Genomic DNA, 21,057 nt, shown 5'->3' on the forward strand with positions numbered 1-21,057 from the left:
CAAGTAATCAGCAAGGACCGACGATCGTCGTCGCAACAGGAGCAGGACATTGCCCGTCTCCCGTTCCGACGGAGTCTATCGCTTCAGACCAGAACCGACCGATTGGGGGAATGGTTTACGGGACACAACCGAGTCTCAACCCTGCACCTTGCGTTTTCGGGATCACCTGCCGAAGAGTTCCGACTCAGTGCCCCGAAAGCCGAAACACTCCTGTCTAGGAGCAGCAGTAAGCACCCTTTTCGGAACACGACTGGGGGTGTCGGGCATCCTGCGCCTCGGCCGGGACGGTCGGGAGGAGAACGGCATGAGGATGCGGCACGAGTGCTGCGGACAGATGCGGCCAAAACCGGCAGGCCGGTCATCAAACCTCGAGGGCCTCTGCCCCCGGACACAGAGCGACTGCCGCACCCCTTTAAAAACGGGGTGCGGCAGTCGCTCTGTATTGTTCAAATCTGTTCAAAATCTATCAGGGAAGGCCTTGTTGACAATGTCAACGCTTTTCGCCTCGGACTGTGCCGTACATCGGCCGGACTGGGCCGGATTCGGGATGTTTTCTGGAGTTCCCTTTATTTCCAAGGGCTGGAATCCGGTTCGAGTCCCACCTCGGGCACGCGTTTTCCCCCTGGCCGGGCGCGGTTTTTGGGCCTCCAGCCTTGTTGACACTGTCAACACCTTTGCCGGCGTGTTGCCGACGGTGTGTCAGTCACGGGAATGTTCAGTTGTGGTTGGCCGTTGGCGTGGCCGGCGCTTCCTTCCTGAATTGGCGAAGTTTTGGGTTCTCACTCCTTCATGCACTGGTTCAGCTGTAGCGGCGTGACCAGGGTCGCTGGGGGAGCGGTGGTGGTGCGCTCCTGCTTGTGGTTTCGGTGCTCATACATGTTCATGGCGACTTTCAGGGGCCCCTACATGACCTTGGCGTCAATTTTCTGGAATTCTTTTTTGACGGCACCTCGGCGAGGGGGCAAATTTTTCGGTCAGACCTTCATGGTGCGACCGGGTGGGGCTACATGACCTGCCGCTGGTGCGTCTGAGCGCAGGGTCAGGAGTTCTTTCCCAGCAGGGAATCGCGCCGGGACCGCCCGGGCGGGCTAACCGCCTCGTGACTGACTGATGGTGGGGCCGGGTTCCTGGGAGCTCCGGCTCCCTTATGGTCTTTGGTTGCATGCACGTTCATTGCGTGCCGCGGGGCTGGCTACATGATTAATCGGAAGGCGTCGGGTCCATGAGTTGCCAAGGGGGCTCGACGGACGTATCACGAAGGGCTGGTGGTCGAATTGACCGCTCGCAGGGCCGGTGGTGGTTAGTTGGTGTTGCCTGCGCAGCTGGTTGGGTTCCAGAGTCCTCGCCTATTGATGCGCTTTTAGGATCAGGAAAGCTTTGGCCCTGCAGGTTTGGCTCTTGCCCAATTTTCTTGTGATCTTTCTAGGACGTTGGCGGGGGCAGGAAATGAGTGAAAACTTGGTATCCGTCACGCCGGGAAATCATCTGCCGCGAAGAGGTCCCTTCCGCCGAGATCCAAAGAAACGAATCGTCCGGCATAACGGCTTCGACTGTTCCTTTGCGGATCAATTTCCCGGCTCTCCAAATCTGTACTCTCTGACCGAGAGCACGTTGCCAATCGGGTTGCAGGTGAAGGTCCATTGTTCGCTCCAATTTGCACGTAATCGTTTCGGCAGCTGTACGAGGGTGGTTCAAGGCGGCGAGGCGCACCATAGGCGTTGCGGATAAGTGATCACCCGGCACGCCACCTGCTGGATTGGGCACCAAAGAAATGCCGGTCTTTCGGAATGCCGCTCGTGCCCGGCGTCCCGAACCTATTCCATGCCCAGCCGGATGCGGTTAGCGTAATGGCCGCGCTTCGCCCAGATTGAATTATGCGAGTCGGCCGGTCGGCAGCCGGCGTGATCCTAGTACGAGCGGGGCAGGCCGAGGACTTTGGTGGCCACGAAACTCTTGATCATGTTGTTGTTGACCGGGGCCACCTGGAACATGCGTGTTTCGCGGAACTTGCGTTCGACGTCGTATTCGTCGACGAATCCGTAGCCGCCGTGGGTGTCTAAGCAGGCATTCGCCGCGGCCCAGCTGGCCTCGGAGGCGAGGTGCTTGGCCATGTTGGCTTCGGCGCCGCAAGGCTGGCCGGCATCGAAGAGCCTCGCGGCCTCGTATCGCATCATGTCCGCGGCGCGGACCTTCATGTAAGCATCCGTGATGGGGAACTGCACACCCTGGTTGGTGCCGATCTTGCGGCCGAAAACCTCGCGGTTGTTGGCATACTCCACGCCCCGCGTTGTGAACCAGTAGCCGTCACCGATCGCTTCGGAAGCCAGCAGGATGCGCTCGGCGTTCCAGCCGTCTATGACGTAGCGGAAGCCCTTGCCCACCTCGCCGATTACGGCCGATGCCGGTACGCGCATACCGTGGTAGCGGATCTGGTTGGTAGCGTAGTTGAACATCGTGCGGACCTTGACCACCTCGAGGGTCTCCGGCTGTTCGGCACGGACCTGGCGCAGATCCACCAGGAACAGCGTCAGGCCATGGGTTTTGTCGGTGCCCTTGCCTTCGGGCTTCCCCGAGGTGCGGGCCAGGACAAAGAGCAGGTCGGATTCCTCGATGCGGCTGGTCCAGCTCTTGTGGCCCGTGATGATGAAGTCATCGCCGTCGCGCACGGCTGCCGTCTCGATGCTGGTGGTGTCCGAGCCAGCCTTGTCTTCGGTGATGGAGAAGGCCTGCAGCCGGAGCGAGCCGGCGGCGATCTGCGGCAGGTATGCCTGCTTCTGTGCGGCGTTGCCGTGGCGGAGCAGCGCGCCCATCGTGTACATCTGCGCGTGGCATGCCGCTGAGTGGCCGCCTGACTTGTTGATTTCCTCCATAATGACGGACGCCTCGGTCAGGCCCAGGCCCAGGCCGCCATATTCAGTCGGGATCAGTGCGGAGAGCAGGCCGGCTTCGGTGAGGGTGTTCACAAATTCCTGCGGGTAGCGGCGGTTGCGGTCCGTCTCGCGCCAGTACTGGTCCGGGAAGCCCTCACACAGGAGGCGGGTCTGCTCGCGTAGCTGGTCCAGTCCGGCGGTGAGGGTGTGCATCGGTGCTCCTTCAAATCATTGCTGGCGACCTTCCGTCACCTCTTGGGTCATGACGATACGTCAATATATTGGAAAGCTGCAATAGGTGTTTTGTGCCTTTCTACAAGTTATTGATCCTTGACAGGACGCGGCAAAAACGCTGAGACTGACTAGGAAAACAAATATATTGACGCTTAGGAGACCGACGATGACCGACGAGGCAACACAGACAATTACCAGCGAAAGCCGCGTGGTGGAGGGCTGGACAGGGCGCTTGTTCGAGGACTTCGCGCCTGGGGACATTTACTACCACCCGTTCGGCAAGACCGTGACGGAAGCAGACAACCAGTCCTTCACGCTCATGACCCAGAACGTGGCCAAGACCCATGTGGATCGCAATTTCGCCAAGGCCACCGAGTTCGGCCTGCCGCTGGTCAACTCCACCCTCACGCTCGCGCTGGTTACCGGCCAGTCCACCATCGACTTGTCCATGAACGTCTTCGCCAATATGGGGTGGGACGAAGTCCGCATGCCGAATCCCGTCTATGAAGGCGACACCATCTACTCCCGGTCCAAGGTCCTCTCCACACGGGAATCCAAGTCCCGTCCAAACCTCGGCTTGGTCACTGTCGCCACTGAGGGCTTCAACCAGGACAGCAAGATCGTGATCAGCTACCGGCGCACCTTTATGGTGTACCGGCAGGGGCACCTCCCCGACGTCGAATCGGCCCGCCCGGATGAATCCACGCTGCCCTCCGTCGGGGACTTCCAGTGACCGCGCCGGCAGGAAGCCTCAGCGCCGCCGACCTCACCGCAGCGGAAACTGTCGCCGCAACCGTCACCGCCTTGTTCGTTCCCGGTGACCGACCCGAACGGTTCACCAAGGCGGCAGCCGCAGGTGCCGGCGTCGTCATCATCGACCTGGAAGACGCTGTCGCGCTGGAGTCCAAGTCCGCAGCGCTGGCCGCGGCGGTGGAGGCCGTGGCGCCGTCCGATGACGGCGCAGCCTTGCGTGCGCTGGTCCGGGTGAACCCTCCAGGTTCCGGCCATTACGACGCCGACATCACCCTATTGCTTTCCGCCGCCGGGACGCCGGGGTCGGGTCTGCTTGGCATCGTGGTGCCGAAGGCGGAAGACGCTGGAGGCCTGCGCCAGCTGCGTGCCGGGATGCCGCCACACCTTGCCCTGGTTCCGCTCATCGAGTCCGCGCTCGGCGTGGTGAATGCCCTTGAGATGGCACGGGTGCCGGGTGTGACCCGGCTGGCGTTCGGTGCCATCGATTTCGCCCTGGACATTGATGCCGACGGCGGGGACCGGTTCCTGGACCACGCTCGGTCGCAGCTGGTCCTGGCCTCGCGCGCCGCCGGTATTGCCGCACCGCTGGATTCGCCCTCCACCCACATCAAGGATTCGAGCAAGGTCACCGAATCCGCACGGCTGGCCCGTAACTTCGGCTTCGGTGGCAAGCTGTGCATCCACCCTGCCCAGCTGGCCAGCGTACACCGGGCCTTCGCGCCCACACAGGCCGACGTGGAGTGGGCGCAGTCCGTCATTGATGCCGAAGGTGGCGCCACCCAGGTCGATGGTCAGATGATTGACCGGCCCGTCACCGAGCGGGCCAAACGCATCCTGCAGCGCGCAGGGAAGAAGGAGCAGCAACAGTGAAAGCGCCCCATCCACCTAGCGGATCCTTCCTGACTTCGCCCCCGCTGCGGCATCACGGCGGGCCCACCGCAGGGCCATGCTGACCAGCCGGATCTCCCGGGTTGGCATCAGCCACGGCGGGCTTGTACCCTGGCCCGCCGTGGCTGATGCCGTATGTTAGGTGGGGAAAATGATCAGAAAGAGTCCGCAGACCATGACGAGCAGCAGGCCCAGCAGCAGTGCACGCCCCCAACTGAGCGAGAGGGCGACCGCGCATATCCGCGGCCTCATCATGTCGGGTGAACTGCGGCCAGGGGCCCTGGTCCGCCCGGAGACCATCGGCGAGGACCTTGGCATCTCCACCACGCCGGCACGTGAAGCTCTCCAAGCCCTGCGAGTGGAAGGCTTCCTAGAGCTCGTGCCGCGGCGCGGGTTCGTGGTGGCACCGCTGACCGGCCAGGACATCCGGGATCTCTTCAACGTCCAGGCCCTCATCGGCGGGGAACTGGCCGCCCGCGCGGCCACCAACGCGAGCGAACAGGACGTTGCCGAACTCGAGGCGTTGCACCACGAGCTGATTGCGGCCGCGGCCCGGAACAACCACGACCTGCTCGAAGAAAAGAATCATGCCTTCCACCGCGAGATCAACCTGATGGCCGATTCCCGGAAAACCGTCTGGGTCCTGGGTCTAGTCACCCGGTACGTCCCCCGCCAGTTCTACTCCTCCATTCCAGGCTGGCCGCAAGCCACCATGGAAGACCACGCCGAAATCCTTAAGGGCATCCAAGCGCATGACGCGGACGCGACCAGGGCGGCAATGCACCAGCACATCGTCCACGCTGGCGAGCTGCTGGCCGCCCACTTCGACGCACGCGTCGCCGCTGCTAACGACGCCCCGCAGACGGCCGATGCCGGAAGGCTGGCTTCGGCCTGAATTTCCACACGACATCGCGGAGAGACACAAACCGCCCCTGTACCTATGCATGGCTAAGTTCCCCGAGCCCCAACTTCCTGACACAACGAGAGGGAACATGGCATCTCCATGCAACGGGCGTCGGTTATCTACGTATCATCCAGGTTCTGTTTCATCGCTTCCCTCTTTCAGCCGGCGACCTAAAGCAGCCGCTCTCCACAGACTCGGCGTCGGTCGGCGAATCCCTGATGCGCGTCGCAGTCCCAATGCGGCGCCGCCCCGACTGGCAGCCAAGCTGACCCAACTCAGCTGGGGTTGGGTGGCATATAGGCGCGGAGTCCCGTTCAGGAAGCAGGAAGGGTCCATTTCAGGAAACCGGAAGGGTTCATGTGATCCTGTTCCCTGCCGTGCGTATCAGACGTACCGGCTACGGGCTGGACAAGTAGGGCTTCTCGGCTGCAACTCGATAGCCACAGGCGGCTGTGGCAGCGGCGCCCCAGCATCACGCGGTGACATCTTCCGCGGTCTCGAGCTAGCTGTTCTCTTCGCGATTCGCAAAGACGACATCGGAGCGAGCACGGATCGCACGAATATCGGGTTCCTGGTTCCGCCAAACCGGGCGACGCCCCGTTCGCCGGGGGCACCACGTCGTGGTGCCCCCAGGCAGCCCGGGCTCGACTGTTTCCGCTCCCACGGTGTTTACCAAGGCCAATTGTGACGCTCCACCGGCGCGGGGGGGGGGGGGGGGGGGGTGGGCCCCCCCCCCGGGGGGGGGCCTCCGCGCGGTTTGCCCCCCCCCGCGCCGGTGGAAGTTTCAGGGTTTCTCGATGGCCTCGAGCGGCCGTTGGGTCGTTGCCGGACCGAACGCTCCCGCGATGCATCCCATGGCGATCAGCCCCGCCCCGAGAGCGATGTAGAGCGTTTGCGCACCCTGGCTCGCGTAGATCGCCGCCACGGAGACGCCAGAGGCTATGCCGGCGAGCCGGCCGGCGCCGTTCACAACACCGGCACCGACTCCGCGCACGGAGGTGGGGAAGACCTCGGGGAGGTAGGTGTAGAAGCTGGTCGTCAAGGAGGAGAGTCCGACCTGAACCACGAACCCGGAGACGATGGTTGCGGTCCGGGTGTCCGTCATGCCGAAGATGATCAGGGCAATCCCGGTGATGGCGCCGGCCCCGAGGATGGCGTGCTTGCGTTCGACGCGGTCGGCCAACGCGAAGAGCAGTACAGGAGCGAGCAGCGATCCGAAGCTGATGGTGGTCGCAATCTGGAGGGCGTCGGCTTGCTCCAGACCTCGGCCCACCAAGACCGTGGGCACCCACGACGTGAATCCGTACAGGCAGTAGACAAGCATGGCGAAGGTAATGCCGAGAACGACTAGTCGCCGTGCGTAGCGGGGCTGAAACAGGTCGCGCACCGGGCCGCTGGTGGGTGCGGCGGGCTCTGCCTCGACGGGCTTGAGCGGACCCCTGCGGCTTGCGGTGTGCTCAAGCCGCGCCACCAGGCGGTCGGCCTCCCCGTCTCGCCCATGAGCCGTGAGCCACCTGACGGTCTCAGGCAATGCGATTGCCGCAACTATGGCGATGACAACACCAGCGGACCCCAGTGCGAACACCCAGCGCCAGGCACCGGCCCCGCTGGGGACGATCGCGAGTGCCGTCATCGAGGTGAGGGGAGAGGCAACGAAACCAATGAAGGTCAGGACAGTGAAGAAGCGCCCACGTGAGGCACTCGGGAACATCTCGCTGAGGTAGACCATGATCACTCCGGTCGCTGCCTGTACTCCCACGCCCGTCAGCACCCGTCCCACGACCAGAACCTCGTAGTTCGGCGCCACCGCGGACAGCAGAGAGGCTCCCGAGTAAAACACCGAGCTCCAGATGAGGACCGGCTTGCGTCCGAACTTGTCGGAGAGTCGCCCACCACCCAGTGCACCCACGAACATGCCGAGAAAGACGGACGAACTGACGAGGCCGACCTGCCCGATCGAAAGCCCCCACTCGCTGCGGATCGTCGGAGCGACGAACCCGAAGGCGATGTTGTCGAAGGTCTCGATGAGGTAGCCCAGGCCCAGGATCGTGACCCAGAAGAATTGGAACTTCGTGGGGGGCAGGCGGTCCAAGCGACCGACGGGAGTTGCTGCGCGCGGCAGCGTTTCTGGATGCATTGCGTTCATGTCCATGCCTTCCGATTTGATGAGGTGGTGGAGACATCGCCCCGACGGCTGGCCTATACGTGGCCTATACGTGGCCGATAGTTGTTCGCCATTCCCGGGTCGCCCGGGGACTTGGAGCCGACGTCTGCGTGTGAGGGCAATCACAGATGCATGAACCATAATCCGAATACGACGCGCATATGCAATCACAATTAATGATGGAGGAATAACGAGATCAACGCCGCGACCGACTTGCGAACCTTTGTCAATGACGCAGCTCAGAAGGTGCGGAGACCGGCGCGAATCGCAGACGAAGCGCCTTCCCCCAGCTGGGCTGCCGGTATACGCCGGAATGATAATCCCATCACAATTTGTGTTTGGTCACGCCACCGCATCGCGTGCTGTGATGGTGGATGTACCGAGCGTCACATTAATCGCATCCTGGGCTCCCAGCGCAGGCTGCTGAAGGGAGAAAATCATGACGGAGGATGTCATGACGGAGAACGCGGGACGAGTTCGCAATCTGTTCCGGCACCGCGTGGACCACGTGCCGCTGCCTGCGGACGAGGTCCGTGCGCATTTGGCCGACGTAGCAGCACCGATGCTTCTGCTGTGTGCTATGCACGTGACCGGTGACAGCGCTCTCCTGGATAAGTACGCGAAGCGAGTGGGCCGCTTTGAGGGACCGGCCCAGATGCTGGCGGTTGCCGATGAGGCCACCGAGGGTACGGCTGGGGCTCCCAAAGAGGCTGCTTTGGACCCATCCGCGCGCACGGAACTGCTCGAACTCCTAGTAGATGAGCTCAGTGCGCCCGAGCACGGCCCTTACACGGCATTCACCGACGATTGCGAGACGTTCCAGCGGATGTCCCAAATCGCCACCGGTGCGGCATTCAATGAGGCTCACCTCGGTTTGAACCAAGAGCAGGCCGGGTTCATGGCCGAGCAGCTCTATGTATCAGGTGCCGCTGACGGTCCGGAGTGGCTGAGCCTCGTCATCGTGGGCGCCGGCATGGGCGGGCTGGACGCCGCGGTGAAGGCGGCCGATCGTGGCATTTCGTTCGAGGTGTTTGAGAAAGAGGGCGGGATTGGCGGACTGTGGTGGACCCAGCGCTACCCGGGTGTGGCCGTCGACACGCCCACAACCAACTACTCTCTGTCCTGGGAGATCACCCCTGAATGGAGCCGCTACTACCCGAACGGCTCCGAGTACCGCTCCTACCTCGACGGGATCGCTGACAAGTACGGCATCCGCGAGAAGGTCAGCCTGAACTCCGAGGTCACCCGAATGGAGTGGCTCGAGGACGAGCACGTGTGGGAACTGACGGTTCGATCCACGATCGACGGATCGATCAGGATTGTGCAGGCGGCCACGGTCCTGACTGCTGCCGGCAACCTCTGTCGCCCCAGCTACCCCAACGTCGAAGGCATCGACACCTTCGGCGGAGAGTCGATCCACTCAGCCCGCTGGCGCGACGACGTCGACTTGACTGGCAAACGAGTCGGAGTTGTTGGAGTCGGCGCTGCTGGGGTTCAGATCGTTTCTGAGGTTGCCCAGGTGGCCGATCAGCTGACGGTCTTCCAGCGGCAGGCGCACTGGGTCCTGCCGAACAACGTTGGCGACGGCAGCGTCAGCGACCATGAGCGGTGGCTGCGGCGAAATCTTCCTTACTACAAGAACTGGCAGCGGCTTGCAGGCTTCGCAGGGCTAAATTTTGCGTCGTGGCTCATGAATCAGTGGGATGAGGCGTGGGTCGCCGAGCATCCGGAATCCGCAAACGCTGTCAACGCAGCAATGCGCGAGCAATGTTTGGCCTACATCAACGAGACCTTCGCCGACCGTCCCGACCTGGCCGCCAGGCTCACCCCCGACTTCCCGTTTGGAGCCAAACGGCCAGTTCGGGATCCCCGCGACTTCGAACCGGGCGGCTACTACTGGGCATATGCGCAGCCGCATGTCAACCTCGTGACATCATCGATCTCGAGAGTGGTACCTGAGGGGCTTGTGACCGTCGATGGAGACATCGTCGAGTTGGACGTCATCATCTGGTGCACTGGCATGACGCTCGACAACCTCGTGACGGTGGATGTGCTGGGTCGCGGGGGGCGTCAGCTTCGCGACGATTGGGCCGACGACTCGCCGTGGGAAGGACCGCGCGCCTACCTGGGTGGCACGGTCCCCGGATTCCCGAACCTGTTCATCACCGACGGCCCGAACACCGGGGTTGCGCTCGGCGGAGGAAGCCACAACTACATCGCCGAGACGATGAATCACTACATCCTGGAGTGCATCCAGATGCTGCGCACCAGCGGCGCACGTTCGATCGAGGTGACGCTCGATGCCTTCAACGCGTACCAGGAGGAGATCGACCGACGTCAAGCGAAGCTCATGTGGGCAAATGAGAGCAAGGCTCACACCTACTATCGCAACAAGTCGGGCCGCGCGTTCTTCACCCAAGCATTCGAGGTTTCGGAGTTTTGGGAGCTCAACCGGCAGCCCAGTCCTGAAGCTTTCAAGTTCGCCTCGCCCGGAGACCAGCAGTGAGCAACAGGCGCGCGGTCGTCATCGGTGGCGGCGGAGTAGCCGGAATCGCGTGGGAAGTGGGCATTCTTCACGGTCTGCTGGAAGCCGGCGTGGCACTGAATGATGCCGATGCCATCATCGGCACCTCCGCCGGGTCGTTCGCGGGCTCCTACCTCGCGAGCAACACGGTCGCGAGGTGGTACGCCGCTCAATTGGAAGGCGTCGGCCAGGAGATCGCCGCGCCATGGGCTGAGGACTGGCTGGTGGAAGTCGAAGCCGCTATCGCCGAAGGCGGGCAAGAGCCCGCAGCCGTCTCTCGCGCCCTCGCCGCCATGGCGCTGAGACGCGAAGTAGCCTCCCAGGCCGAGCGCATGGACGTCGTGAAGTCGCGTATCGACGGTCCCGAGTGGCCGGACGGTCCTCTGATGGTCACGGCAATCGATGCTGACAGCGGGGAACTGCATCTCATTAACCGAGACCAAGGGATCCCGTTCCCCGAGGCAGTGGCCGCGAGTGGCGCAGTCCCCGGCGTCTGGCCCGTCGTCTCGACAGGTGGGCGTCGATGGATCGACGGAGGCTGCATCTCGGTCAACAACGCGGGACTCGCTCACGGTTCCGACGTGGTGATCATTCTCGCACTTCGCACCGACGGGCTGGTCCGAACCATGCCGGGGCTCGACCACGAGGTCGACGTGCTGCGGGAAGAGGGAACTCGGGTGGAGGTCATCGTTCCGGACGCCAGTAGTGCCGCAGTACTGGGAGATAACCCGTTCGATCCCACCGTGCGGGGCGCGGCCGCGCAGGCCGGCTATCGACAAGCCTTGGCATGCGCTGCTCAGGTCGCAACGACGTGGGACCCCGCTGATGCGCCCCTGCAGAGGTCGTAGTACGCGTCAGGATGCGGGAAACGTCAGTTGGGCGCTTGACCATCTCCCTCGCCGAACCAGGGATCGAATCACTCGCAGCAACTCTGTCGCGACGCTCTCCACCGCGGGCGAGACGCGGCCGGCCCGCGGAAGGCCGAGGCCCACTGATCGCACCACCTCTGGACCGCGCAGCGGCGCTCCGCTCAATCGGCCCATAGCGACGGCGTTCTCCGCGCCGGCCGCGGGTAGAACCGTCCACCCGCGGCCGGCGCTCACCATGGTGATTTGGACGTGCATGGAGTTCGTCTCGAGAAGGACCTGCGGCTGCCCGCCTGTCGCAACCATCGCTTCATCGATGAGGATACGGAGGCCGTGGCCGGCGACCGGCAACACGAGCGGTCGCTGCCACAGTTCATCCCAGGTGACCGGCTCGTCAGGTCTCAAGGGCTCGCCCAGGCCTGCGACGGCCCATAGCGGCTCCCGAAGCAAGGTTGTCACGGACAGAGATGGCGTGGAGGTGAGGTTGTAGAGCAGTGAAAGGTCGATGTCTCCCTCGTCAAGCCACTGCTGCAGATGTCCCGAGTACGCGGTCAGGATCCTCAATTCGATGCCCGGGTTGCGCGATGCGACCGCCTCGGCCAATGGCGCAGCCAACAGTTCGACGGTGCTCTCCAAGAGGCCGAGAGTCACAATCCCGGTGACGTGCGTGGGGTGGGGACTGATCTCGGCGCGGGCGCGCTCCACCTCACGCAGGACCCGACGCGCTCGCTCCACGAGCATCTCACCGGCGCGAGTAGGAACCATGCCGTTCCTCGTTCGCTCGAACAAAGGAACGCCGATTTCCTCCTCGAGCGTACGAATCTGACGGGTGACAGCTGGCTGCACCAGATGCAGCAGCTGCGCCGCCTTCGTGACACTGCCGACCTCGCTCACGGTCACCAGGGCGGTGAATTGCTTTAAGTCCACGAGTCCCGCTCTCCAGTTCGATGCCACCCTGGCATCGAAGTATCAGTATTTGTTGTTCGACCTACCCGTGCATCATGCCAGATGATGGAATCTTACAGAAGGAAGGAACGATCGTGCTTCCCCTCGAAGGTGTCACCGTAGTTTCGTTGGAACAGGCGGTTGCCGCTCCGTTCGCCACCCGGCAGCTTGCCGACCTCGGCGCTCGAGTGATCAAGGTCGAACGGCCCGAAACCGGCGATTTCGCGCGTGACTACGACCTGGCCGTGCATGGAGAGTCGAGTTACTTCGTCTGGCTCAACCGAGGCAAGGAATCGATTGAGCTGGACGTCAAGCACGCTCAGGACCGTGAGTTCCTCGGTCGACTTATCGAACGCGCCGATGTCTTCGTCCAGAACCTCGCCCCAGGTGCGGTCGACCGGCTCGGTCTTGATCACGCCACCCTGCGTGGCGCGCATCCGGGTCTCATTCACTGTTCCATCTCGGGCTACGGGCCAATCGGTCCATACCGCAACAAGAAGGCGTACGACCTTCTCGTGCAGTGCGAAAGTGGCGCCCTTGGGTCCACCGGCTCTGGTGACGAACTGGCCAAGATCGGATTCTCCGTCGCAGACGTGGCGACGGGGATGTATGCGTACACCGGCGTACTATCTGCGCTGCTCAGGCGCGAGCGCACAGGACAAGGTGCCACTGTCGAAGTGGCCATGCTGGACGCGCTGGCCGAGTGGATGATGCAGCCGATGTACTACAGCGTCTACGGCGGGCATCCTGTGCGCCGCACGGGCGCTCGGCACCCTTCCATCGCACCATACGGCCCGTATCGAGTGGGAGACGCCCGGCGCGTATTTCTCAGCGTCCAGAATGACCGGGAATGGAAGGCCCTTTGCGAGCAAGTCATCCTTCGTCCTGACCTGGTGACGGATGAGCGGTTCGCAACGAATACTGACCGTGTTCTGAACGACGACCAGATCACCGACCTTCTCGAACGTGCGTTCGCCTCACTGAGCGCGGTCGACGTAGCAGATCTGCTTGATCGAGCGGGCATTGCGAATGCTCGCCTGCGCTACGTTGACGAGCTTCCTGATCACCCTGCTTTGGTGGCGCGTGACCGTTGGCGGACAACCATGCTGCCCGACGGGACGCCGGTGAAGGCAATGCTGCCCCCGGCGTCGATGGATGGCGACGATGCCGCGATGGGCGCGATTCCTCGACTGGGCGAACACAACGAGAGCCTCAGGTTGGAGTTCATGCCTGAATCGTCGTCCCTCCGAGGCTGACGAGCACCGCGGAGTAGCGGGCGAACGCGGTCACTCGCCGTTCTGCCGCAACTAAGCCGCTCGCGAATCGAGGTTGAACACCGGATGGGTCGAAAGGCCTAGACACCTACGGATCGAGACAGCCCCCATACCCCAACACAGGAGTTCGAAATGCCACACCGCATCCTCATCCGAAGCGTGCTGATCGACGTCCCCAGCCAGGATCACGCTCGTGCACTCGCGTTCTGGGAAACCGCTCTCCAGGCACGAGCTCGACAAGGGTCTACCAACCCGGAGTACCACGTGCTCGACGGCCCAGCGTCTCGGGATCGAGTCCTTGTGCAAGACGTAGGTGAGTCTGCTGCCCGGTTTCACATCGACATCGAAACAGATGACGTGGGGGCGGAGGTAGCTCGGCTAACAGATGCCGGTGCTGTCGAGGTTGAGCGTCATTCCTTCCTGAGCCCTTGGCCGCACGGTCGTCGCTTCCACGCGGAACGCATCGACCACTACGTTGTGATGCAGGACCCTGTCGGCCTGGTCTTCTGTGTGGTACCCGCGGAGAGTGAGGACTTCGGCGAGCACGCGAAGACCGTGGATTAGGTGTACTGACCGCGACACGTTAGTCGACACCGTGCGACGACACGATCAGAACCAGCGCCCGTCGGGGGAGCGGGTCAAGACCGACCAGAGACGCGGTGCATCTGGTTAGGCTGCTGCGCTTGCACGAGATCGCTCCTGTCTCTGTCCCAACCCTCGCGCAGAAGTCTGGCAGGGACCCCGTGCGCGCGGGAGGACTGCCGCCGGGACCTGATGCGGACCCGGCACCGGCTCTTGAAACTGCTGCTGCGGCCCGGATCGTCTATCAGGACGGGGCCCGGGTGATCCGGGGCCCACGACACATGGCTCCGACTGAGGTAACCCCGGCGCTGGGCCCGGGGCGACCAAGATGGCGTTCGACGACGGTCAAGGCTCGCCGCGATCGCCTCGACTGGGCGATCGAGGAGCTCGCTTCGGGAAGCGAGTTCGCCACCGCTCGTGCGGCGCCCGGGCTGCCTGCGCGGGATGAAGACCCTGACCGTGTTCGTCCGGGGCCAGATCGGCTCCTTCGTCGGCCTGAACCCCTCGGAGCACTCCTCGAGCTCCTCGCGGGTGCAGGGCTCGATCACGAAAACTGGCTCTTCCCACGTCCGCAGGCTCCAGGTCGAGGCCGCGTGGCACCACCGGCCCCGGTATTTAGTCGGCAACGCGACCGCGAGGAGGTCGCTCCGGGCCGCCGCACGTGCCAACGAAGGAACCAGTGCCTGCACGGGCTCCCCAACGACACGCTCGCCTAGCAAGAGGCGCCGCCAGGACTCCTCCCGGCGGCGCCTCACCATGTCCTCTTGTCCATATCAGATGTACCCGGCCACGACGTTGGTACGGCCAGCCTGGTTGAACGAACGAGAACCCCTAAATGGGGTGTGGCTTGTCGAAGGCCCACACCGCCCGGAGTTCTCGTGTCGCACGCAATGCGCGGCTGACCGTCCACTGTCGCCGACGAATCGTTCAACGCCACCAAGCAGGCAGGCCCCAGGCCCACATCCGCAAGTGGCGATGTTGGCTGGTCACCCGCTCATCACGCCGCACACGACACCGACGCAAACCAACCAGGAAGTCGAGCTGAAGATCGTCGCCGCACGTGCAGCGGACGGTTGTAGCCCCGACCTGCTCAGGCTGGCACCGCGAAACGCGTCGTGGATCCTGCGCCGCCACGGTGCCGCCTATCTGCGCTGCCGCACCGATCAGAAGCACCCTTGATCTGCTTCGCGGTCCGGCGAGTGTGTAGCGCCACGAGCCAACTCGCGAGACCGCTATGAGCAACCCCAGATTGAACCCCAGACTCGCCGCTCGATAACGGAACCGGCGTAGCCGGAGCATCGGTTCTGCGGTAGCAAGTCTGCGAGTAATCAGTCGCGCGTCGCCCCACGACACGCTAGCGACGGATCGTAAAGGCGAGGCGCGAGGCACCCGCTACGGGCGCACTTGATAGAACGGACCTGGACATCAGAGGTCCAGTTTCCTGTTATTGGTCATGCCCTTAGCGGCACCGAAACGTGTCTCGGTAGGAACAGATCGTTGCTTCGGACGGATTGCCGCAACCCTTAAGGGCGGCCGGCGCCCGGGACATCCACACGGACGGCGACGAGCGAACCGTCCCGGGCTGCCCGTCGATGTTCCTCGTGGAAGTCTGGCGCAACGCAGGCGTACAGAGTCCGGCCGTCGCGTCCGCCGAGCATGCAGGCAAAGACTCCGGTGCCGGGGTGGATCTCCTCGAGGATCTCGCCGCCGGGGGCGACGCGGACGAGCCGGCCGCCGATGCCGTCGGCGATCCAGAGCGCGCCCTCCGCGTCGAGGGCGCAGCCATCTGGTCCGATAACGAGTTGGCTGAATGCGGTCTCCAGTTCGGTGGCTGAGGGGGGCTCACCGAATCGTGCCCAGTCCTGGCGCGACCCAAGCGAGCCGTCGGCGGCGATGTCGAAGGCGCTTATTCGGTTGCCGAACGACTCCCCAACCAGGAGCACGTCATCGTCGGTGATCGCGCTTCCGTTGGGGAACAGCAGGCCATCCGCGACCGTGGTTGCGGTCCCGTCGGGGTCGACACGCACAAGGGCAGCAGCTTGGATCGGCTCATGCGCCATCAGGTCGAACCCGAAGTTGCCGACGTACGCCCTGCCGTGCGCGTCGACCACCATGTCGTTGAGATTGCCAGTGGCCAGATCACTGAGGTCCGCGTGGGTGATCAGCTCGCCGTCGGGCTCCCGGCGAAGAATGCGCCGGTCACGCATCGACACGACCAGTAGCCGCCCATCTGGCAGCCATCCCAGACCGGAAGGCTGGCCAGGCACGTATGCCTCGACGCGGAGATCGGTGCCGTCTTCGGCGACCGACAGAACCTCGCAAGAGTACAGGTCAACGAACCACAACCGGTCTCTGTGCCACCGGGGACACTCGAGGAAGTGACGCTGGTCAAGGATTGTCGTGATGGTCCGTACCATCGGATTTTTCGCAGTTTTCATAACTAGGAGCGTAGGTAGCGAACCAGGTTCCGGGATAGATGAATTCTTGAAGTGACTGATGCTGATTCATGATGTGGCCATCACAAGTTGTGTTTTGAGATCGGGTGTTGGGGCTGGCGCACGACCCGTGACAGGGGCCTTGGCGCGGCCCGCTCTTTGTCAAACGCCTGGCCTGCGATGGTTCGCCCGTGGCTTCCATCGGAACCCATCTCGGACGATGGGAACAGGGCAGAGGACTGGAACGCCCCCTATAGGGTCCTTATTCTGAGCCGGTCCCATAGGCCGCCTGGACGAATGCCTCCTTCCACGGACCGGAGCGATGGCGGTCGCTCTCTTCCACGAGCCATCGGGAAGACGACCGCGCAACCCCAAGTCGATCCACTGTCGGATCGCCGCGCCGGTGAACCACCTGACCGAAGAGCGCCTCGGAATAGGCCCCGCCAATGTCCGCAACGCGGCGCTGATGCTGATCAAACATGTAGGGGCACTGGCGAAGAGATGCCGTACCTGCCCGCCCAGCGGTACAGCCACCGATCGCTTGCGCCTGCCGTTGCCACGCCGAGGCTCTCGCCCGGCGCGGGTTCTCGATCCCATATTCGTCTTTCTCCGTTACTACCGGGGCCAGCTGAGGTGGAGGAGGAACCGGAAAGGACGGCGGCGGGCGATTGCCTGCCGTCGTCCTTTCCGGTGCGATTGATGGTGAGGCGTCGATTACCGCGGACGTCGGGGAGAGCGCAGCAGCAGAGATGCCAGGATGGCGGCCAGCAAGGTGAACGCTGCGGTGGTCAGGAACGCGGCGCGGGCGCCGGGGACGAACTGGCCGGGGATGGCGCCGACGGCGTAGACCGAGACGATGACGGCGAGTCCGATGGCCCCGCCCAGCTGCTGGACGGTCTGGAGCAGGCCGGAGGCTGATCCGGCGTGCTGCGGGTCAACCCCGCCCATCACCAGGGAGGCGGCCGGCATGAAGGTCAGTCCGGCAGAGATGCCGTTGATCAGCAGAGGGCCGAGGACTGCGGTGGCGTAGTCGCTGCTGTTGTCGATGTTGCTAAGCCAGACGTAGCTGGCGGTCAGGCCGAGGGCGCCGGTGATCAGCAGCGGGGCCTGTCCGAAGCGGGCCACCAGCTTGGGGGCGATGCGGGCCATGGCGAAGATGCCCAGCGTCATCGGCAAGAACGCGGCCCCGGCGGCGATGGGGCCGAAGTTCAGCGCGCGCTGGAGGTATTGCACGACGAGGAAGAACGTCGCGATCTGGGAACCGAAGACCAGGGTCGTGACGGCGAGGGCTCCGAGGCGGCGTCGGTCGCGCAGCAGGGAAGGCACCAGCATCGGGTTGGCGACCCGGCGTTCGGTGAAGGCCAGTGCGCCCAGGAGCACGGCCCCGGCAGTGAGGCAGCCGATGGTCTGCGGGGAGGTCCAGCCATAGTCAGGTGCGTCGGTCAGTGCCCAGACGATGGCTACGGCCGCGCCCGTGGCGCAGAGCGCGCCGATGAGGTCGAAGCGGCCGCGGTTGCGCTGAGTTTCGGCAACGAAGCGCGGGGCGAGGGCGATCACGGCGATGCCGATGGGGACGTTGATGAACAGGGTCCAGCGCCAGGAGCCGATTTCGGTGACCACGCCGCCGAGGAGGAGGCCGAGGGTGCTGCCGCCAATGCCGACGGCGGCGAACAGGGCAAGGGCCCGGTTGCGTGCGGCGTCGTCGCGGGCACTGGTGGTGACCAGAGCGAGCACGCCGGGTGCGGCGAGGGCTGCGCCGATGCCTTGGGCAGCGCGGGCTGCGATCAGCAGATCGGGGGTCTGGGCGAAGCCGCCGAGCAGGGAGGAAGCGGTGAAGATGCTCAGGCCGATGAGGAAGACGCGCAGCCTGCCGTAGGTGTCTCCGAGCCGGCCGCCAGTGAGCATCAGGCCGCCGAAGGCGAGGGTGTAGGCGTTGACGATCCAAGACAGGGAGGACGGGCTGAGGCCGAGGCTGGTACCGATGCTGGGCAGGGCCACGTTGACGATGGTGCCGTCGAGGGTGAGCATCAGCTGCCCGAGGAGCACGATCATGATGCCGATGGCCGCGCGGCGGCTGTTGCGTTGCGGCCTTGCCCGCGATGAGGCGGAGGAAGTCGGCGGGTTGGGGGCAGGGATGCGGTGGGTGGTGGTGGACATGGCGGGGTCCTTTTCTGGCCTCAAGGGGCCGATGGAATGTGGTTGATGTGCAGGGCGGCGGTCGGGCCTGGCCCCGAAAAGGGAGGTGGCGGAAGGGTGCGGAGATGGGCCGGCGGGAACGGCCCGGTCGAAGCCCGGCAGGGAACGACGGGGATGACGCGCGCCCGGCGGGTTCCGTGTAGCCGGGCGCACGTGCCACAGGCTGGCTGCTCAGACCTGTGCCATGCCGCCGTCGGCGAAGAGCTCCACGCCGGTGATGAAGCTGGAGGCATCGCTGGAAAGGAAAGCTGCGGCCTTGCCCATCTCGCGCGGGTCGGCGATCCGCCCGGTCGGATTGCCCTCGCCCATCTTCTGGACCGCGGCGGAGACGGCGTCGGCGCCTTGCGCCATCGCGAGGGCTCGGCGCAGGGACTCGGTGTCCACGGCGCCGGGACTAAGGACGTTCATGCGGATGCCGGAGCCCTTGATGTCCTGGATCCAGGAACGGATGAAGGCGCGCACCGCTGCCTTGGCGCCGCCGTACAAGCCCATGCCGGCCGGGGGTTGGATGGACGCGGTCGAGCCGATGATGACGATCGTGCCGCCTGGCGGCAGCAGCGGGATTGCCGGCTGGACGGTGAACAGGACGCCCTTGGCGTTGACGTTGAAGGTCCGGTCGAACTGCTCCTCGGTGATCGCCCCGAGCGGGGCGTGGGCGCCGATGCCGGCGTTGGCCACGACCGCGTCGAGGCGTCCGTGCCGCGCGAGGATCTCCTGGTACGCCGCCTCCATGTCCGCGAGTTTGGTGACGTCGGCCACGATGCCCGAGCAGTTCGGACCGACCTTGGCGACCGCCTCGTCCAGAGGCTTCTGCTGCAGGTCGGTGATGACCACGCGGGCGCCCTGGTCCACGAACTCCTGGGCTATCCCCAGACCGACACCGGACGCGCCGCCGGTGACCACTGCGACCTTGCCTTCGAGCGGGAGGCTCATTGTTTTCTCCTTGCGGTTGAGTTCGCCCGCACCGTGCGGGCGACGGCGGTTGTGCTCTACACTGAGAAGTGGAGGCGTCGCCGCTTACTCCACTATAACTGGAGGCGTCCCCACTTAGCAAGATGTGGAGGCGTCTCCACTTAATCCGATGAGGAAAGGGTCCTCCCCATGACCATAGACACCGAGCGACCGCTGCGGGCCGACGCACGGCGCAACCGCGAGAAGATCCTCGCCGCCGCCGCTCACGTTTTCGCCGAAGAAGGGCTGGAGGCGCACCTCGAGCGCATCGCCAAGGAAGCGGGCGTAGGCTCCGGCACCCTCTACCGGAACTTCCCCACCCGGGAGGCGCTGATCGAAGCCGCCTACCGCAACGAACTGAGCCGACTGTGCGACGCCGCCCCCGACCTCCTGGCGGCCCTGCCACCACGAGACGCCCTTCGCGTCTGGATGGGACGTTTCATCGACTATGCCACCGCAAAACTGGGGATGGCCGAGGCTCTTCGCGCCGTCGTCGACTCCGGTGTCAACCCCTACGCCCAAAGCCGCGAGCTGATCATGAACGCTCTCGCCTCGCTTCTGGACGCCGCGACCGCCGCCCGAAGCATCCGACCTGACATCAACGCAACCGTCATGTTCGCTGCCCTCACCGGCGTCGCCCTCGCCTCAGGGAAGCCTGAAGAGCGCGAACAAGCCGAACACCTCCTCGACCTCATCCTCGATGGACTCAGGCACGGCATCACCGACTGAATGAGCCGGACCCTTCGGCTATTCGTTCTCGTCGTCAACCCGCAGAACGGGAGATAATCCGCTACTGGGAGGCGACTGGCGCGTGGCAAATATTGCCTGGAGACCGTGCGGGGCGGCCAGCGACCGCCAGTCGCTCAGGTGAGCACGGGACAACTGGGCTCCTGATTGGAACACAAGTGACTGCTTCCGAAAAGTGGAATAAGATCCGCAGGTGATGAAGCCGGCGGTTCTGGGTGCTGTGACCGTGGCGTTCACGGTTACGCCGGATACTCCGGTGGCGTGGATCCCGCCTCGGCCGGTGACTTTGACCCGGACTATGGCCAGGGGCCGACAGGGCCCGGGGCGGCGGTGGGATCTGTTGCGATACGTCTAGGCCCGTGTCCCTACTTGTTGCTCCCGACGCTATTCCAGCGTCCCGTCGGCTAGTACCAGCTGACCGAAGTCAACTATGGAATGCCCTAGACCCCACATACAGCGCGGCTGCCGCCCCAAGAGGTGCGCCAGCCGTTCTGTGGTGTTCAAAATTGTTCAAAATCTCTCAGCTAGGCCGTGTTGACAGTGATGCTCCTATTGTTGTCAAGGACCGTTGAGGCCCCCCGGGCCGCGGAGGTTACCGGGCAGGTTCTCCGGCCTCAAGGGTCTTTGATCGCTGGCGCGACGGCCTGGGGCCGCCCTTGACCCCGGAGCCCGTGCCGCCCGGTTGTTCGGCAGGGGCGCGGGGCGCGCTGAGTCGGTCCGTCGT

The 21,057-nt window shown here is 64.1% G+C and carries 16 protein-coding genes and 1 pseudogene; 10 read left to right on the forward strand and 7 right to left on the reverse strand.

The window, feature by feature from the left end:
- Positions 1-1,907: 1,907 nt before the first annotated feature.
- The gene (locus tag LD110_RS23000) at positions 1,908-3,083 is read right to left on the reverse strand and encodes an acyl-CoA dehydrogenase family protein (RefSeq protein WP_225502268.1); all 1,176 of its coding nucleotides are present in this window, start codon (positions 3,081-3,083) and stop codon (positions 1,908-1,910) included.
- Positions 3,084-3,270: 187 nt separating this feature from the next.
- Here LD110_RS23000 and LD110_RS23005 point away from each other — a divergent pair, with 187 nt between their 5' ends.
- The 3 genes from LD110_RS23005 to LD110_RS23015 all read left to right on the forward strand — a co-directional run bounded on the left by LD110_RS23005 (position 3,271) and on the right by LD110_RS23015 (position 5,640).
- Positions 3,271-3,837, forward strand: coding sequence for a MaoC family dehydratase (locus tag LD110_RS23005; RefSeq protein ID WP_225502269.1), 567 nt, complete (start codon positions 3,271-3,273; stop codon positions 3,835-3,837).
- Entirely contained in the window at positions 3,834-4,727 is an 894-nt protein-coding gene (locus LD110_RS23010; RefSeq protein WP_225502270.1) for a CoA ester lyase, read from the forward strand. Before LD110_RS23005 ends, LD110_RS23010 begins: the two co-directional genes overlap by 4 nt.
- A 193-nt stretch (positions 4,728-4,920) precedes the next feature.
- The gene (locus tag LD110_RS23015) at positions 4,921-5,640 is read left to right on the forward strand and encodes a GntR family transcriptional regulator (protein WP_225502271.1); all 720 of its coding nucleotides are present in this window, start codon (positions 4,921-4,923) and stop codon (positions 5,638-5,640) included.
- Positions 5,641-6,433: 793 nt separating this feature from the next.
- Here the strand turns inward: LD110_RS23015 and LD110_RS23020 are convergent.
- Positions 6,434-7,795 carry an MFS transporter gene (locus LD110_RS23020; RefSeq protein WP_225502272.1) on the reverse strand — a complete coding sequence of 454 codons (1,362 nt, stop codon included), beginning with the start codon at positions 7,793-7,795 and terminating at the stop codon, positions 6,434-6,436.
- A gap of 457 nt (positions 7,796-8,252) precedes the next feature.
- Between LD110_RS23020 and LD110_RS23025 the strand changes: the two genes are divergently transcribed.
- Positions 8,253-10,319: an NAD(P)/FAD-dependent oxidoreductase gene (locus tag LD110_RS23025; protein WP_225502273.1), complete on the forward strand. Its 2,067-nt coding sequence runs from the start codon at positions 8,253-8,255 to the stop codon at positions 10,317-10,319.
- Positions 10,316-11,185 (forward strand): patatin-like phospholipase family protein, encoded by an 870-nt coding sequence (locus tag LD110_RS23030; RefSeq protein WP_225502274.1) that lies wholly within the window; start codon positions 10,316-10,318, stop codon positions 11,183-11,185. The genes LD110_RS23025 and LD110_RS23030 overlap by 4 nt, the downstream gene beginning before the upstream one ends.
- A gap of 6 nt (positions 11,186-11,191) precedes the next feature.
- Here the strand turns inward: LD110_RS23030 and LD110_RS23035 are convergent, their stop codons facing one another.
- Positions 11,192-12,130, reverse strand: a complete 939-nt coding sequence (locus LD110_RS23035) for a LysR family transcriptional regulator (protein WP_225502275.1) — start codon at positions 12,128-12,130, stop codon at positions 11,192-11,194.
- Between the two features lie 113 nt (positions 12,131-12,243).
- Here LD110_RS23035 and LD110_RS23040 point away from each other — a divergent pair, with 113 nt between their 5' ends.
- From LD110_RS23040 to LD110_RS23055, 4 genes and pseudogenes are all read left to right on the forward strand, one after another.
- Positions 12,244-13,404: a CaiB/BaiF CoA-transferase family protein gene (locus tag LD110_RS23040; RefSeq protein ID WP_225502276.1), complete on the forward strand. Its 1,161-nt coding sequence runs from the start codon at positions 12,244-12,246 to the stop codon at positions 13,402-13,404.
- A gap of 150 nt (positions 13,405-13,554) precedes the next feature.
- Entirely contained in the window at positions 13,555-13,986 is a 432-nt protein-coding gene (locus LD110_RS23045) for a VOC family protein (protein WP_225502277.1), read from the forward strand.
- 462 nt (positions 13,987-14,448) lie between these two features.
- Positions 14,449-14,595 (forward strand): annotated as a pseudogene (locus LD110_RS24155) (transposase); the annotation flags it as partial.
- A 378-nt stretch (positions 14,596-14,973) separates the two neighbouring features.
- Complete coding sequence (locus LD110_RS23055) at positions 14,974-15,183, forward strand: hypothetical protein (protein ID WP_225502283.1); 210 nt, start codon at positions 14,974-14,976, stop codon at positions 15,181-15,183.
- Positions 15,184-15,527: 344 nt separating this feature from the next.
- Here LD110_RS23055 and LD110_RS23060 read toward each other — a convergent pair whose 3' ends face one another.
- The 4 genes from LD110_RS23060 to LD110_RS23075 form a co-directional block, all read right to left on the reverse strand.
- Positions 15,528-16,442: an SMP-30/gluconolactonase/LRE family protein gene (locus LD110_RS23060; RefSeq protein WP_225502278.1), complete on the reverse strand. Its 915-nt coding sequence runs from the start codon at positions 16,440-16,442 to the stop codon at positions 15,528-15,530.
- A 259-nt stretch (positions 16,443-16,701) separates the two neighbouring features.
- Positions 16,702-16,920 carry a hypothetical protein gene (locus LD110_RS23065; protein WP_225502279.1) on the reverse strand — a complete coding sequence of 73 codons (219 nt, stop codon included), beginning with the start codon at positions 16,918-16,920 and terminating at the stop codon, positions 16,702-16,704.
- A gap of 233 nt (positions 16,921-17,153) precedes the next feature.
- On the reverse strand, positions 17,154-18,596 hold the full coding sequence (locus LD110_RS23070) for an MFS transporter (RefSeq protein WP_225502280.1): 1,443 nt from the start codon (positions 18,594-18,596) through the stop codon (positions 17,154-17,156).
- Positions 18,597-18,806: 210 nt separating this feature from the next.
- The gene (locus tag LD110_RS23075; RefSeq protein ID WP_225502281.1) at positions 18,807-19,568 is read right to left on the reverse strand and encodes an SDR family NAD(P)-dependent oxidoreductase; all 762 of its coding nucleotides are present in this window, start codon (positions 19,566-19,568) and stop codon (positions 18,807-18,809) included.
- A 168-nt stretch (positions 19,569-19,736) separates the two neighbouring features.
- On the opposite strand from LD110_RS23075, the gene LD110_RS23080 reads away from it, so the two are divergent.
- Positions 19,737-20,315, forward strand: coding sequence for a TetR/AcrR family transcriptional regulator (locus tag LD110_RS23080; protein WP_225502282.1), 579 nt, complete (start codon positions 19,737-19,739; stop codon positions 20,313-20,315).
- The last annotated feature ends 742 nt before the right edge of the window (positions 20,316-21,057 follow it).

It is taken from the genome of Arthrobacter sp. M4, assembly GCF_020251205.1.
In the GTDB taxonomy this organism is placed as follows: domain Bacteria; phylum Actinomycetota; class Actinomycetes; order Actinomycetales; family Micrococcaceae; genus Arthrobacter.

What these genes read in the sequence shown, in the direction of transcription:
- LD110_RS23000 (WP_225502268.1), bottom strand. Translation starts at nt 3,083, where the DNA reads ATGCACACCCTCACCGCCGGACTGGACCAGCTACGCGAGCAGACCCGC.
- LD110_RS23005 (WP_225502269.1), top strand. Translation starts at nt 3,271, where the DNA reads ATGACCGACGAGGCAACACAGACAATTACCAGCGAAAGCCGCGTGGTG.
- LD110_RS23015 (WP_225502271.1), top strand. Translation starts at nt 4,921, where the DNA reads ATGACGAGCAGCAGGCCCAGCAGCAGTGCACGCCCCCAACTGAGCGAG.
- LD110_RS23020 (WP_225502272.1), bottom strand. Translation starts at nt 7,795, where the DNA reads ATGAACGCAATGCATCCAGAAACGCTGCCGCGCGCAGCAACTCCCGTC.
- LD110_RS23025 (WP_225502273.1), top strand. Translation starts at nt 8,253, where the DNA reads ATGACGGAGGATGTCATGACGGAGAACGCGGGACGAGTTCGCAATCTG.
- LD110_RS23045 (WP_225502277.1), top strand. Translation starts at nt 13,555, where the DNA reads ATGCCACACCGCATCCTCATCCGAAGCGTGCTGATCGACGTCCCCAGC.
- LD110_RS23060 (WP_225502278.1), bottom strand. Translation starts at nt 16,442, where the DNA reads ATGAAAACTGCGAAAAATCCGATGGTACGGACCATCACGACAATCCTT.
- LD110_RS23065 (WP_225502279.1), bottom strand. Translation starts at nt 16,920, where the DNA reads ATGTTTGATCAGCATCAGCGCCGCGTTGCGGACATTGGCGGGGCCTAT.
- LD110_RS23070 (WP_225502280.1), bottom strand. Translation starts at nt 18,596, where the DNA reads ATGTCCACCACCACCCACCGCATCCCTGCCCCCAACCCGCCGACTTCC.
- LD110_RS23075 (WP_225502281.1), bottom strand. Translation starts at nt 19,568, where the DNA reads ATGAGCCTCCCGCTCGAAGGCAAGGTCGCAGTGGTCACCGGCGGCGCG.
- LD110_RS23080 (WP_225502282.1), top strand. Translation starts at nt 19,737, where the DNA reads ATGACCATAGACACCGAGCGACCGCTGCGGGCCGACGCACGGCGCAAC.